This is a genomic window from Ferruginibacter sp. (assembly GCF_049840995.1).
Classification (GTDB): domain Bacteria; phylum Bacteroidota; class Bacteroidia; order Chitinophagales; family Chitinophagaceae; genus Ferruginibacter.
Map to the genome: position 1 here is coordinate 56,153 of NZ_JASGIP010000004.1, position 15,438 is coordinate 71,590.

Sequence of the window (15,438 nt, forward strand, 5' to 3'; positions counted from 1 at the left end):
CGAGGGCGTCAGATCATGCCACACGGTCTGACGCCCCCGTCTGACCGTGTGGCATGAGACACCAATTAAGCTAAGAGATATGGAGATAACAATAAGACGTGCGACAATAAATGATGTGATCACTTTATCAACGATTGCAAGGCAAACATTTTACGATACATTCACGGGTACCTGCACGGAAGAGGATATGGAAAATTTTCTGGAAGAATATTTTAATGAAGAGCAGGTGGCAAGAGAGCTCAGTAACCCGGATGATCAGTTTTATTTTGCTGAAGTGGACGGTGAGCCAGCCGGCTATCTCCGCTATATGGAAGATTACAGGAACTTTCCGCTGATGAAGCAATGGAAGGCGATGGAACTGAAACGCATTTATATCCTCAAGGAATTTCACGGCAAAGGCATTGCACAAAAGCTGATGGATTTTTTGATAGATGTGTGTACAAAAAATAAGTACGAAGTGATCTGGCTGGGTGTGTGGGAACATAATTTACGTGCACAGAAGTTCTACGAAAAATATGGCTTTGTAAGTTCGGGCCATACCCACGATTTCCCGATTGGCAATACACCGCAGACAGATATCTGGTTCTGGAAATTCCTGCAAAAACAATAAACCCCGGTATTACCAGGGCTTACTGTCTGTGCTTGATCCGGGCAGCACCATAGTGCTACCGTCCAAAATATTTATTCACCGCTTCAATACGGTTGGTAACGTGCAGTTTTTCGTAAATATGGTACACATGTTTGCGAACAGTTTCGGTACTGATGAAAACAGCATCCGAAATTTCTTTATACAGCATACCTTTCGACAGCATTTCCAGGATCTCTTTTTCCCTTTTAGATAAAATATCCAGCGCTGATTCGGCTGGGTGTTTATCCGATTTTTTATTTTGAAAAGCGGCCACTACTTTTCTTGCTATCTGGCTGCTCATAGGCGAACCACCTTCCATTAACTCCTGTATGCCTTCCAGTAATTTACCGGGAGGGGTCTTCTTTAAAATATAACCACTGGCGCCTGCACTCAGGGCTTCAAATATCTGCTCATCATCTTCATAGATCGTACACATCATAAATAAGATCTCGGGATGGGTGGCTTTTAATTCCCTTACCACTTCAATGCCGCTGATGCCGCCAAGGCCAATATCAGTCAACACAACTTTGGGGTTTAAAAGGGGGATGCGGGAAATGGCTTCTTCGCCGCTTACACAGGAGCCTGCTAATTCGCAGTACTCAGACATTTCGATGATCTGCTCCAGGGCAAACCTGATGTCGTTATTATCTTCCACTATTGCAACTGGTATCTTCATATTAATTACAAAGTTGAAGCAATAATAAGTGTAAAACAATACCACAAAGTGGTAATTATTAAGGTAATTTTACATATAATAGGTACTTTTCTTTGAAAAAATCCCGTGGAAAGATCTTTTCAATTTCCCATACCATTGGTTTACAGCCGCTTTCAAAAATTTCCTGGGTAAGGTCGCCGCCTTTAAGGCATATCAGCCCGTTGGGCGTATTAACACCATATTGGGTATTTTTATTCTTTTGCAGCAGGGGTTTGCTCCAGCGCCACAGGTCTTTTAAAGGAGCCACAGCACGGCTGATGACCACATCAAATTTCCTGTTCTTGATATCTTCTGCCCGTGTATGCTGTACTGTTATGTTCTTTAAACCGATAGCAGCAGCAATTTCAGCCACTACTTTTAATTTTTTATTGATACTGTCCACCAGGTGAAAATGCGTACCGGGAAAGAATATGGCCATCGGTATACCGGGAAAGCCACCGCCACAACCGAGGTCCATTACCTGCATGCCCTCAGTAAATTCAAACTGTGTGGCTATAGTGAGCGAATGCAAAACATGGTGCTCATAAAAATTATCCATGTCCTTGCGGCTGATCACGTTGATCTTTTCATTCCATTCTATATACAGGTCTTTCAATGCCGCCAGTTGCTGCAGCTGTGTTGCACTAAAATCATTAAAATATTCCTGTATCAATTCCATAAAACAAAATTCCGGGTAATTTTTGATACCCAACGTTAAGTTTGAAGAAAATACTCAATGATCAATTTTCAATGTTCAATGCTCAAGTGGAAAAAACAAGGTATTTTAGTTGAACATTGTGTGTTGAGCATTGAATATTGAAAATTCTGCTTCCCCACTTACCAGGCTCTCTTCGGCTTTCTCACCAACGCCATCGAAAAAATCAAATAATAAAAGAACATCCAGATATCAAAAAACAAGAACCATGGATAAAGATTCTTTTTATTCAATTTTTTCATGCACACATAAAAAACGATGGCCTGCATTATAAAACGAACACCAAATACGATCAACGCAAACTGCCATCCATAAAACAAAATACTTGCCACCAATAGAGGATAAAACAAGAACTGGGAAAAGGAATATAAGCCCAATAAGAACTTATGTATGCCCTTATAATATTTGGCCGTACTGTAATGCCGTTTTTTTTGCTTCATCCACTGGCCAAAAGTTTTAGCCGGTTCGCTTAATGTAAATGTATCCGCATCAATATTGATCTTGGTATTGGCAGGCGTGGCAGCCGTGGTAATAAAAAGATCATCATCGCCGCTGGCAACATTATTATGCGCACTAAAGCCTTTGTGCCTGAAAAACACCGTTTTCTTATAACTCAGGTTCCTGCCCACGCCCATATAGGGTTTGCCGGCCAATGCGTAAGAAAGGTATTGTAAAGCCGTATGAAATGTTTCCCAGCGCACCAGTTTATTCAGTAAGCCTGTTTTTTTATGGTATGCACCATAACCTAACACGATCTCCGTATCCTCGTCATACGATGCCTGCATTTTATCGATCCAGAATTCGCTGGCGGGTACACAATCTGCATCCGTTAAAAGCACCACTTCGTATTTGGCAGTCTTAATGCCTACGCTCAATGGAAATTTTTTACCGGGAATGAATTTGGCTTCCTGTTTCAGCTCCACCACATGCAATTGCTTGAATGTTTTTTGAAATTCTTCCAGCAGGTATTTACTATCGTCGTAAGAGTTGTCGTTCACTACAATTACCTCGTGCGTGGTGCGGTATTGCTGCACTAAGGAACCCGGCAGATTTTTCGCTAAATTTGCCGCTTCATCCCTTGAACAGATGATAACAGAGACCGGGTGTGTTTGCGAAGTGGTTTTAGGCGATGGTTTGTACATTACCAGCCGCATAAAAAAGAAAGCGTAATAAAAAAGCTGTATCAGGGTGATGAGGCAAAAGCCATAAAAAAGCAATTGCCACCAATGGGTAAAATTCATGGGACAAAAATAAGCAGGGCTTTTTTATATTAATGAATTATTTATATACAAATACACATTGCCGGAGCGGCAGAAAACATGGCAGCATTACAATTTAAAACCGAACATACCGATACCGCAACCAAGGCCAGGGCAGGCACTATCAGCACCGATCATGGCGAGATATTGACGCCCATTTTTATGCCGGTGGGCACCGTGGGCAGTGTAAAGGCGGTGACACAGCAGCAACTGCATACCGATGTAAAAGCGCAGATCATTTTAGGCAATACCTATCACCTGTATCTAAGGCCGGGCCTCGAAACCCTGGAAGCTGCAGGTGGCCTGCACCAATTTAATGGATGGAACAAACCCATCCTTACCGACAGCGGCGGTTACCAGGTATTTTCGCTGGCCAATAACCGCAAGCTTACAGAAGAAGGCGCTTTGTTCCAGAGCCATATTGACGGCAGCAAACATTTATTTACGCCGGAAAATATCATGGATACGCAGCGCATCATTGGTGGCGATATCATTATGGCTTTTGATGAATGCCCGCCTTATCCCAGCGATTATAAATATGCTAAAGATTCAATGGAACTGACCCATCGCTGGTTGCAGCGCTGTTTTAAACGCTTCAATGAAACGCCGGATAAATATGGTTATACGCAGAATTTATTTCCGATAGTGCAGGGCAGTACTTATAAAGATCTCAGAACAGCATCGGCAGCGTTTGTGGCATCGCAGAACGCTACCGGTAATGCCATTGGTGGATTAAGCGTAGGCGAACCTACTGAAATGATGTATGAATACACCGAATTGTGCTGCGATATTTTGCCCAAAGACAAACCACGTTATTTAATGGGCGTGGGCACACCTTGGAATATTTTAGAAGGCATTGCCCTGGGTGTGGATATGTTTGATTGCGTGATGCCTACCAGGAACGGCCGTAATGCCATGCTGTTCACTTCGAATGGCATTATAAATATCGATAACAAAAAATGGGAAAGGGATTTTTCTGTTATTGATGATGGCATTGATTGCGCTGTAAGTAATTTTTACAGCAAAGCCTACCTGCGGCATTTAATGAAGGCTAAAGAATTTTTAGGACTTACCATTGCGAGTATACATAACCTTGCTTTTTATTTATGGCTGGTGACCGAAGCCCGCAAACATATTATTGCCGGCGATTTTAAAAGCTGGAAAGATGAAATGGTTGTCAGGTTGCAAACAAGGCTGTAGTGTACCGAAATTTCATTTCGGTTTGATCGAAATAGAATTTCGATGCACTTGCCGAAATGATCTTAAAGGCTGGAAGGAAGAGAGTGTGGTATGTTTGCAAACGAGGTGGTAGTGTACCGAAATTTCATTTCGGTTTGATCGAAATAAAATTTCGATACACTTACTGAAACGATTTTAAACCGCCAACCTGCCTGCCCGGCCATATCCGGCTGCCCAATACCGGTTGCATTACAGTATTTTATATGGGATAGATTATATTTTACAATATGGCAGCCGAAAGTACGCTGTATTTGTTAATGACTTTTTAAGCTACCAAATTTCGTACCCCTTGGCACAATAATTGAAAACTTACAGAAGTTATTTATCTTTAAATACCCGATCAAACAAAAAACATGATGAAAAATTACTTTTTTTATTTACTGCTTACACTCACCCTTCCCTTTGCAGCCACCAGCCAAAATGGTTCCAATGTGCAAAATGCAGCCATCCCAAAAGATGCAGCGGTGAATGTTACCATGACGGATTTTAAGAACAATGTACTGAACAACGAAATTGTTGTTTTTAAAAGTAAGCTGAATGGTAAGGAATACCAGGGGCTTACAGATGATAAAGGAAAATTCACCGTGCGTCTTCCATCAGGTGATACCTATGAGATCTTTATCCTGGGATTCAAGGATTCTTCCAGCTATAATTTTTTAGAGATACCTGCATTAAAAGGCAATGCTTATTATAAAGAACCTTTTGTGGTGGACATTCAGCACATGCCCGCCAAAAGCTTTGTACTGGAAGATTGTAATTTTGAAACCGGCAAAGCCACACTCGAAGAAAGTTCTTATGCAGTACTGGACGAACTGGTGGCCTACCTGGTAAGAAAAGACGATGAAAAAATTGAAGTGGGCGGGCATACTGATAATGTAGGCACTGCCGCAAAAAACCTGGTATTATCGCAGGACAGGGCTAATACCGTAAGAGCCTACCTGCTTACAAAAGGCATTGATCCTGCAAGGGTAACTGCCAAAGGATATGGTATGACAAAACCGGTTGCCTCCAACGGTACTGCTGAGGGCAGGGCGCAAAACAGGAGAACGGAGGTGACGATACTGTAATATAGATTTCTTAGTGTTCGATAAAATACTGAAGCCGGCGATCATTGCCGGCTTTTTTACTTGAGCATTGAAAATTGAGCATTGCGCATTGAACATTTTTTTCGCCGCAAAGAAATGCTCAATTTTCAACGCTCAATTTTCAATGCTCAAGTATCAGAACCCAATACTATTGCCGCCATCTACAGGCAGCACCACACCGGTAATATATTTTGCTCCGTCACCTGCAAGAAATAAGGCTGCTTCGCCGATATCTGCCGGCTGGCCCATGTGGCCCATAGGTGTTCTTCCAAAAACTTTTGCCTTACGTTCCGGGTCGCTGTTCAAAGCTTTATCCGTCATAGCGCTGTAGATAAAGCCCGGCGCAATAGCATTTACGCGTATACCCATGGGCGATAGTTCCACTGCCATTGCCCTCGTCATGCCGTCGATGGCAGTTTTGCTGGCGCTGTAAGCAATTACTTTTGGCAGACCATATTGTGCCGCCATAGAGCTGATATTGATGATACAGCCTGATTTTTTTTGCAGCATGTTCTTTACCACTTCGCGGCTGATGGAAAATACCGAACTGACATTGGTACTGATAACGCTTTGAAATTCCTCATCTGTAACTTCCGTGAATTCTTTTTTCATATTGATGCCGGCATTGTTCACCAGTATATCTACCTGCCCGAATTCGGCGATGATATTTTCTATCAAAGCGGGAATGGTGGAGAGGGCGGAAAGATCGCAGCTTTTATAAAAACAATTTTCGCCCAGTTGTTCTTTTGCGGTCTTTAATTTTTGTTCATCTCTTCCCACAATTATTGTGGTAATACCGTTCTGTACAAATTTTTCTGCAATGGCAAATCCCAACCCGGAACCGCCACCAGTTACTATTGCTACTTTATTTCTATCTCCACTATCTGCCGGTGTATTTTTAGAACTCATAATTTGATTTTTTATAGATGAAAATAGGGGTTTATTATTTATGACTTTAAAAATATTTAATAACGCAACGATCTAAGTTCCCCTTTAGGGGACAGGGGTTAATTTCCCGGCGCATAAGGAAAACGTAAGGATTGGTAATACTCCAGTGTTTTATCAGGCTGCTCATAATTTGCCGGGATGGGCAATTTACTGAATGTTTGAAAATACAGCAGGCATGCGTTGCGCCACCAGGTGGCTTCTTTTACCTGTATGTTCAGCAATTGTTTTACTTCGGTAAAACGTTCTGCATCCACGTATTTTTGCAACCCGTTCCATTGTTGCTGCATGTATTTTACTGTATCAACACCGGCATTGTATTTATAACAAAGCTCATTCCATAAGCTTCTTCCTGAATGCATGGTATGATTCCATGAAACATGGTGAAACCATAATAAATATTTATCGGCGCAGGTGTTGCTGTCGCTCCACAAACTGCTTACATCTTGTTTATATTCCGATAAAGCATCGGTGCCGGTTGCTGTTCTGTTGAAACCAATTCCTGCAGCATCTGCTTTATGATAATATACTGGGTTCCAGTCGGGCCGGGGTAAGGTATTGCCCCAGGGCATGGGCCCGTAGTGATGACCATTGTACATGATATGTGCAAGACCAACCGGTGTCATATAATTCACCATTGCTTCGTGCGATTGCAGCATGATCTTTTGTGCAATATTTACAAATGCAGGATCGTTGCTGAAAGTTTGCTGCAACCATTCTTTGGCGATCTGTTCGCTGCTTAATGTATGATCCCATGCCAACCTGCCCAGCGCATACCAGTTGGCCTGCGCAAAGGGATGACTGCACCAGTTGATGTCGCTGCCGATATTACTAACACCTGCAATAGCTGTTAAAGAAAAATTGTTGATGCTGCCATCAATTACTTTAGCTACAGTGGAACCTTTGCCTTTTTCGTACGTATCTGATTCCAATGTTTCTTTGAACATCGGCGCTTCATATACCAGGTGTGTGCCCTGGCCTAAATATTCCTGTGTTAACTGGAACTCCATCGCAAGCGGTGTATGTGGCATAGCGCCAAATAAGGGAGAAAATGGTTCCCTTGGTTGAAAATCTATCGGGCCATTCTTTACCTGTAATATCACGTTGCTTTTAAACTGTCCGTCCAGCGGTTTAAATTCTTCATAAGCCTGTTTAAAACGATCGTTGGATAATTGACTGTACACAAAGGCCCGCCACATTACAATGCCTTTAAAAGGCTGCAGTGCGTCTGCAAACATATTGGCGCCATCGGCATGGGTACGGTGATAATCCTGCGGCCCCGGTTGTCCCTCACTGTTAGCTTTCACTAAAAAACCACCGAAGTCGGGTATAAGCTTATAGATCTCTTTTACTTTATCTTTCCACCATTGCCTTACGGTATCATTTAAAGGGTCTGCAGTTTTCAACCCACCGATCTCGATGGGTGCGCTGAAACGGGCCGTTAAAAATACTTTTATGCCATAGGGCCTGAATACATTGGCGAGTGCCGCCACCTTATCAAGATATTGTGGTGTAAGAATGGTGGCATTGGCATTTACATTGGTCAGCACAGTGCCATTGATACCTACAGAAGCATTGGCCCTTGCATAGTCAATGTATCTTTTATCAATATAGTCGGGCAGTTTATGCCAGTCCCAGATAGAAGCGCCGGCATAACCTCTTTCCACTGTTCTGTTTAAATTATCCCAATGATTGAGCAGGCGGTATTTTATTTTAGGCGAAGTGGAAATGTGTAAGGCGGTAATATCCTGCTGTGTTTGCAGTAAGCGTAAAAAATGAAATATGCCGTACAGCACCCCTATATCGGTATTGGCAATAATAAATATCTTTTGATCTTTAGTAGTAATGGTAAAACCTTCATCGCCCAGGCCGAGCAGTGCATTTTTTTCAACCGGCAATTTATATTGATTACTGATAGTTGCTAAAGTACCTGCTATGAATGTTGCTTTAGATGTATAACTGTTAAGTATACCCGAATTTATATTCAGCAAGCCGGTGATGCCATTTTTTAATTCATCCTTTGCAGCAGTAATGGTAGCTGAATTGCCTGTTATGACCGGTACGGCCAGTTGCTGCCTGTATTTGCCCAGGAGCGATGCGTTACTGATCTTATCATACCGCAGCCAAAGCCTGTAGCCATCTTCTGCCAGTGCAAATTGGCTTATAAGCAGGATGCATAGTACAAGCAATGATTTCCTGTGGAGCATGAGTTATTTTTTAGCCTTGTCTTTTTTCAGCGAAGATTCTCTTATGATCAGTTCAGACTTTAATACAATGGAACTGGTATTGTTGGTACCATTACTGCCCTGCAGTTGTTTTACCAGGTGCGTGGCGGCCATTTCGCCAATATCCATACCAGGGTAATTAATAGTGGTGAGTTTTGGTTCGATGATGATACTGATGGTATCATTATTAAAACCCACTACGGCAATATCTTCCGGCACCCGTATGCCTCTTTCCTTGAGCACCTGTATAGAAAGAGCGGCTGTAAGATCGTTGGTAGTGAAAATGCCGTCGGGCAGCGGCTTCATACTCGCTATTTCGTGGGCACTGGCGATACAGGTTTCTTTTTTAAGATCGTTTACTATTAAAAGACTTTCATCAAAAGGGATATTATTTTCTTTTAATGCAGCGAGATAACCTTTGTAACGCTGGGCATACACATTCCTTTTAAGGTTGGAGGTGATGTGCATGATCCTTTTACAGCCCTGGTCGATCAAATGCTGTGTGGCCTGGAAACCGGCCTTATAATTATCTATGATCACTTTGGTGCCTTTGCTGCCTTCTTCCACACGGTCAAAAAATACCACGGGAATATTCCTTTCAAAAAACGGCTCGTAATGATCCATATTATCAGTATCAAAAGCCAATGCGGCGATCAGCCCATCCACTCTTTTATGAAAAAGGTTATTGGCGTTGGCAATTTCTTTGCTGGCCAATTCGGAGGAGTGACCAATGATAAGATCGTAATTAGCGATGGTGGTTATTTTTTCGATGCCTGCCAATACAGAAGTAATGAAGTTACTATTCAGCTCGTGTACAATAACACCAATGGTATGGCTTTTTTGTTTGCGGAGGTTACTGGCAAAATTATTGGAGCGGTAGCCCATTTCCTCAGCTTTTTCAACAATACGCTTTTTAGTATTTTTGTTGATAGCCGGGTGGTCTTTCAGTGCCCTGCTTACAGTAGCTGCAGACAGGTCCAGTTCCCTTGCCAGGTCGTAAATGGTAATATCTTTATGCATATAGCAGCGAATTGCAACAAATAACTGTCTTCTTTTTAAAATATTTTTTTTGCAATCGATTGCAATTTAAAATAAAATATTTACATTAGCATTTTAAAAGTAAGAAATCCTTGAAAAGATTTTAAATTTTTTTGGATGGATTGCTTTGAAACGCTTGCTGACAAACACTTTTAGGACGATTTGCTGATTTACAGATTGCTTGGCAACGGATTTATTTTAAGAAGAACTTTATTTTTTTTGAGCATAGCATTGATGGGTAAGTGCTATTTTTTTGCAACTTTTATGCAATCGATTGCATAAAGATTTGCAGGTCAAAAAAACGCTTGTTGTATATAAAATTGGAGGCTGCTGTTATGAAAAAGAATTATGCTGAACTGCACTGCATAAAACTGCTTGCTGTGCTGTTACATTACTGCTTTGCAGATGCATTGTTGCTGTGTGCCGGTAAAAGATACCGCTTCCCTCTATTTTATTATACTGCTTCTATTATCACCTGTCCTTTCTATTGTATTGCTTGTAATTATTCAACCAATAAGGCCGCTATATCAATTTATTAATACGCCAAAACAACAATTATGAAAAAAGAGAATCACAAAAAAAACAAAATGATCCTGCCTGCTGCGATAACACGTGCAGTTCGATCGTTTTCGGGAGGGGTTTTAATGCTGCTGCTTTTAACAGGCGTTCCGGCCTTTGTTTTTGCACAGCAAAAAACAATTACCGGGCATGTTACCAATGAAAGCGGGGCGCCGGTTTCAGCTTCGGTAACGGTAAAGGGTACCAGCACCGGTACTACTGCTGATGCCAATGGTAATTTTTCGATCAGTGCAGCTCCCGGTGCAAAACTGGTGATTTCTGCTGCAGAATATGTGTCGCAGGAATTTACTGTGGGCAGGGGGAATATCATCAACGCTACATTGGTGAGGGCGGATAAAGCCCTTTCGGAAGTAGTGGTGGTGGGATACGGTACACAAAAGAAGAAAGACGTAACGGGTTCGGTTGTTACGGTAGGTGAAAAAGCGCTGCGTGAAGTACCGGCTGCCAACCTGCAGGGCGCTTTACAGGGCCGTGCGGCGGGGCTTGAGGTACAGCGTGTAGGCACCAGGCCGGGCGCAGGAGCGGTTATCCGTATCCGTGGTGAAAGATCTATCAATGGTTCTAACGACCCGCTGATCATCCTGGATGGTATCCCGTTTGAAGGCGGTAACTTAAATGATATCAACCCTGACGAAGTAGCTTCGGTGGATGTGTTGAAAGACGCGTCTGCAACTGCTATTTATGGTTCCAGGGGTTCTAATGGTGTGATACTGATCACTACCAAAAAAGGAAAAACCGGAGAAGCAAGGCTCGCTTATAATGGTTATGTGGGCAGTGTATCCGTAAGGAACAAGTATAATGTACAGAATGCACAGGAATATGTTGCCATGAGAGACCTGGGTAATAATGCCAGTGCACCTTATATGGCGGAAGAATTGACCAACAGAACAAAAGGTGTTTCTACTGACTGGCAGGACCTGATGTATAAAAATGGTTATGTAACCGATCAGAACCTTTCTGTATCGGGTGGTAGTACAGGTGGTAGTACATATTCTTTGGGTGGTGGTTATTATAAAGAGACCACGGTATTACCCGGACAGGATTTCAGCCGTTATTCATTAAGGGCTACTATTGATAGCAAAGTGGGAAAGAGATTAAAGTTTGGTTTGAATACCATGAATACACTGGCATTTACCTACGGTTCGCAATTTGTGAACCCTATGTTCCCGATCCTTACTTTAAGCCCGCTGATGACACCTTACGATTCTGCAGGAAATATTGTAAAATCACCTACCGGTAATACTACCGACAGGGTAAGCCAGTACAGCCCGCTTTATTTAAAGAGCAATGAAGGCAGTTGGGTGGATAAGATCCGCCGCCTGCGTACTTTCAATAGTTTGTATGGTGAGTACCAGATTATCACAGGACTGAAATACCGTTTGAATGTTGGTCTGGATTACCGCCAGCAGGAAAACGACCAGTTCCAGAAATCTGATAAGGCTTTATCGCCCAGTTATTTCAGACCGGGTAAAGGCAATACTGCCAGCGTGAACAATGCTGAAGGTTATGGCTACACGCTGGAAAATATATTGACCTATGATAAAACTATCGGCAAACATAAATTTACTGTAACAGGTTTGTACAGCTACCAGGAAGATCATAGCCACAATACTTCTGTAAGTAAAGATTCTATTGACGAAGACTTTATACAGTTTTATAACTTAGGCCAGGCAAATGCTTCTAACAACGTAAAACCTGTGGTGAGTGGTTCCGAAACTTCTTATGCACTGGAATCTTATATGATCAGGTTGAACTATGGTTATGATGACAGGTACTTATTGACTCTTACTGAACGTGTGGATGGTTCTTCCCGCCTTGCTCCGGGTAATAAGTATAAAAATTATCCTGCAGCTTCAGCTGGCTGGAATATCAGCAATGAAAATTTCATGAAGGATTTTAAATTCCTGGATAATCTTAAATTAAGGGTTGGTGTAGGACAAACTTCTAACCAGTCTATCAATCCTTATGCTTCTTTAGGTCTTGTATCTCCATACAACTATAATGGATATTCTTCTCCGGCAGTTCCCGGTGGTACTATCCGTTATAACTACGGACCAACTACAATTGTTACAGGTTATAACCTGGTTACATTACCTAATCCAAACTTAGATTGGGAATATACCAAAACTATCAACGCCGGTTTGGATTTCAGTTTCTTAAAAGGCCGCATTGCAGGTTCGATTGAATGGTATAAATCCAATACCAACAAAATCCTGTATGGTATTGCATTGCCTGCTACATCTGGTGTTAATGGCAGCTTTACTACCAATATTGGTGAAATGGAAAATAAAGGGGTGGAATTTACAGTGAGCACCATTAATGTAAGATTGAATAATGGTTTTACATGGTCAACTGATCTGAACCTTTTTGCCAACAGGAACAAATTATTAAAATTAGATAACGGCTTTAAGAATGATATCGCCAACCAGCTGTTCATTGGTCAGCCATTAAGCGCTATCTATGATTATAATAAAATCGGTATCTGGCAGATTAGCGAAGCTGCCGAAGCTGCAAAATATGGCAACCAACCTGGTGATATCAAATTGCAGGACCTGAATGGTGATGGAAAGATCGATCCTAACAATGACCGTAAGATCATTGGAAGCGGCCAGGCAAAATTACAGGGCGGTATGACCAACCGTTTTGCGTATAAGAATTTTGATTTCTCTTTTGTGACTTATGCACGCTTTGGCGGTATACTGGTAAGCCAGTTGCACCAGCCATTTGCAGCTTATACCAACCTGACCGATGGTGTTAGAAATGCCATTAAAACTGATTACTGGACACCTACCAATCCAACCAATGCTTTCCCGATCGCGAACTTCACATCACGTGCAAGGCCTATTACTACCGACTGGACAACATTGGGATATTATGATGCCAGCTTTATAAAAATACGCAGTATCAACCTGGGCTATACTTTCCCTTCAAAACTGGTAAGCAGGATGAAGATACAGTCTTTCAGGGGCTATGTGTCAGTACAAAATCCATTTGTGTTGTACTCTCCTTATATGCGTGAAGCAGGTGGTGTGGATCCTGAAGCAACGGGTACCGGTAACCAGGGTGTACAGAACCCGGGTAACTTATCCAGCAGGGCATTGACCATTGGCCTGAATACGCCGCCAACAATGACGGTTAACTTAGGTTTTAATGTAACATTCTAACAAATAAAAATTATTGATATGAAAAGACTATTTTATAAATCAACGATCGCAGTTATAGCTGGTAGCTTACTGCTTTTGGGCAGCGGGTGTCAAAAAAAGCTGATCGAAAAACCTTATACGGTATTTACCACTGAGTATCTTAAAACAGCAGCAGGTCTGCAGAGTGGGGTGGTAGCCCTGTATTCGGGTATGCGTTATATTTATGGCCCTAATGGCGGCCTGAATGTTATGAACTCCGGTACGGATGAATGGGGCCTGGGCGACCAGGGCGCCAGCAGTGGTCTTGATTGCGGCGCTTATAACTTAAATGCCAGCAATGGCGATATCCTGACACCGTGGAACAGGAGTTATAATAATATCAACCTGGCCAACGGTATCATTACTTTTGCGCCGGATGTATCGATGGATGGTACTGCCAAAGCAAAATTGGTAGCAGAAGCACACTTCTTCAGGGGCTTGTATTATCTCACCCTTGTAGAGCAATTCGGTGCTGTGCCTTTAGACCTTGGCAGTGGCGACCTGGCGTTTAACCAGCAACCCTTCCAGGGATTTAACAGGCTGGTGGCTGACCTGTTGAAAAAAGATTACCAGGTGATCATTGATGATTTTACTTATGCATCGCAAAATCTGCCTACTCAAAGGCCGGTTAATGGCGGCTTTTACATTTACAAAGCTGCGGCTTATCACTTTTTAGCAAAAGCCTATTTGTTCAGGGGATACAGCAGTGTAAAACAGAGCACCGATTTTAAAAGCTCATGGGATGCTTCCAAATACGTGATCGATAATCAAACTGCATTGGGTACAGCGCTTTTGACTGACTATGGCGATATTCATAAAGAAGGTAATGATTACAATGCGGAAATTTTATATTCTGTAGAAAGGATACAGGCCGATCCATTTGATAATGAAGTGAACGATGTGGCCAATGAATTTTCCGGTAAAGCCAATATGTCGTGTAACTGGTACAATGCCAATTACCAGAACAATGTAACCATCAATGGTGCATTTCCTTGCGACAGGGTATTGCAATATATGAGGCCATTACGCCAGCTTTGCCCTAACCAATGGTTGTACGACTCTGCATTTGCAGATAAGAAAAATGACAGCAGGTATGATAACTCATTCAGAACTGTGTGGCTGGCTACCAATAATAACGCAGCAAGCTCTGGTGTAAGCACCGGCGATACGGCGTATTTCCTGGCACCCAGCAAAGTGTATGGTGATTCTTTAAGAGCATTGGGTACTAAAAAGTATGTGATCCTGGATCCTACACAGTTTTACCTGGTATCACGTCCTGCTTACCAGTTATATCCTTCGCTTAAAAAATTCGATGACAATAAAAGAGCAGGTATCAATGATGCTTCCGGAAGGCCTTATGTAGTGGCTAAATTATCAGAAGTATATTTGGAAGCTGCAGAAGCTGCTATACTGGATGGAAGACCGGGAGATGCGTTACCATTGATACAGACATTAAGACAAAGGGCTGCTTATCGTGCTGGCCTGAGTGCAGCTGTATTAGCTCAACGCCAGGCGATAATGACCAACAAAAATACCGGCACGCCTAATATTCCTGTATTAACACCTTATACAGCTGCTGATATGACCGTGGATTTCATTATGACAGAAAGATCACGTGAATTGTGCGGTGAAAGTTTACGCTGGACAGATCTTGCCTGCAGGAACTTACTGGTGGAATATGTAAAGACCAGGAACCGTAACCTGATAGCGGCACCAAAAGTACAGGCATTCCACGTGTTGAGGCCGATACCACAAAGCCAGCTGGATAAATCAGTTGCTATCACAAACCCTGCCCAGTATCAAAACCCGGGCTATTAAAATAAAATTCTAAATTGTAAACTTAAAAATG

General features: G+C 42.3%; 11 protein-coding genes. 5 read left to right on the forward strand and 6 right to left on the reverse strand.

All coding sequences use genetic code 11. The annotated features are described in order from the left end of the window. Positions 1-79: 79 nt before the first annotated feature. Positions 80-610: an N-acetyltransferase family protein gene (locus QM738_RS11050; RefSeq protein ID WP_462276774.1), complete on the forward strand. Its 531-nt coding sequence runs from the start codon at positions 80-82 to the stop codon at positions 608-610. Between the two features lie 55 nt (positions 611-665). On the opposite strand, the gene QM738_RS11055 is transcribed toward QM738_RS11050, so the two are convergent. The 3 genes from QM738_RS11055 to QM738_RS11065 all read right to left on the reverse strand — a co-directional run bounded on the left by QM738_RS11055 (position 666) and on the right by QM738_RS11065 (position 3,278). Then, positions 666-1,304: a response regulator gene (locus QM738_RS11055; RefSeq protein ID WP_462276775.1), complete on the reverse strand. Its 639-nt coding sequence runs from the start codon at positions 1,302-1,304 to the stop codon at positions 666-668. Between the two features lie 58 nt (positions 1,305-1,362). Further along, entirely contained in the window at positions 1,363-2,001 is a 639-nt protein-coding gene (gene rsmG, locus QM738_RS11060; RefSeq protein WP_462276776.1) for a 16S rRNA (guanine(527)-N(7))-methyltransferase RsmG, read from the reverse strand. Between the two features lie 158 nt (positions 2,002-2,159). Then, entirely contained in the window at positions 2,160-3,278 is a 1,119-nt protein-coding gene (locus tag QM738_RS11065; RefSeq protein ID WP_462276777.1) for a glycosyltransferase, read from the reverse strand. Between the two features lie 78 nt (positions 3,279-3,356). Between QM738_RS11065 and tgt the strand changes: the two genes are divergently transcribed. After that, complete coding sequence (gene tgt / locus QM738_RS11070) at positions 3,357-4,496, forward strand: tRNA guanosine(34) transglycosylase Tgt (RefSeq protein ID WP_462276778.1); 1,140 nt, start codon at positions 3,357-3,359, stop codon at positions 4,494-4,496. Positions 4,497-4,888: 392 nt separating this feature from the next. After that, complete coding sequence (locus QM738_RS11075; RefSeq protein ID WP_462276779.1) at positions 4,889-5,602, forward strand: OmpA family protein; 714 nt, start codon at positions 4,889-4,891, stop codon at positions 5,600-5,602. Positions 5,603-5,755: 153 nt separating this feature from the next. Here QM738_RS11075 and QM738_RS11080 read toward each other — a convergent pair whose 3' ends face one another. The 3 genes from QM738_RS11080 to QM738_RS11090 all read right to left on the reverse strand — a co-directional run bounded on the left by QM738_RS11080 (position 5,756) and on the right by QM738_RS11090 (position 9,810). Further along, a complete protein-coding gene (locus QM738_RS11080; RefSeq protein ID WP_462276780.1) occupies positions 5,756-6,529 on the reverse strand; it encodes an SDR family NAD(P)-dependent oxidoreductase in 774 nt (257 codons plus the stop codon). Between the two features lie 98 nt (positions 6,530-6,627). Next, the gene (locus QM738_RS11085) at positions 6,628-8,772 is read right to left on the reverse strand and encodes an alpha-glucuronidase family glycosyl hydrolase (protein ID WP_462276781.1); all 2,145 of its coding nucleotides are present in this window, start codon (positions 8,770-8,772) and stop codon (positions 6,628-6,630) included. 3 nt (positions 8,773-8,775) lie between these two features. Beyond that, positions 8,776-9,810: a LacI family DNA-binding transcriptional regulator gene (locus QM738_RS11090; protein ID WP_462276782.1), complete on the reverse strand. Its 1,035-nt coding sequence runs from the start codon at positions 9,808-9,810 to the stop codon at positions 8,776-8,778. A gap of 575 nt (positions 9,811-10,385) precedes the next feature. On the opposite strand from QM738_RS11090, the gene QM738_RS11095 reads away from it, so the two are divergent. Next, positions 10,386-13,571, forward strand: a complete 3,186-nt coding sequence (locus QM738_RS11095; protein ID WP_462276783.1) for a SusC/RagA family TonB-linked outer membrane protein — start codon at positions 10,386-10,388, stop codon at positions 13,569-13,571. Between the two features lie 18 nt (positions 13,572-13,589). Then, positions 13,590-15,407 carry a RagB/SusD family nutrient uptake outer membrane protein gene (locus QM738_RS11100; RefSeq protein ID WP_462276784.1) on the forward strand — a complete coding sequence of 606 codons (1,818 nt, stop codon included), beginning with the start codon at positions 13,590-13,592 and terminating at the stop codon, positions 15,405-15,407. Positions 15,408-15,438: the final 31 nt, after the last annotated feature.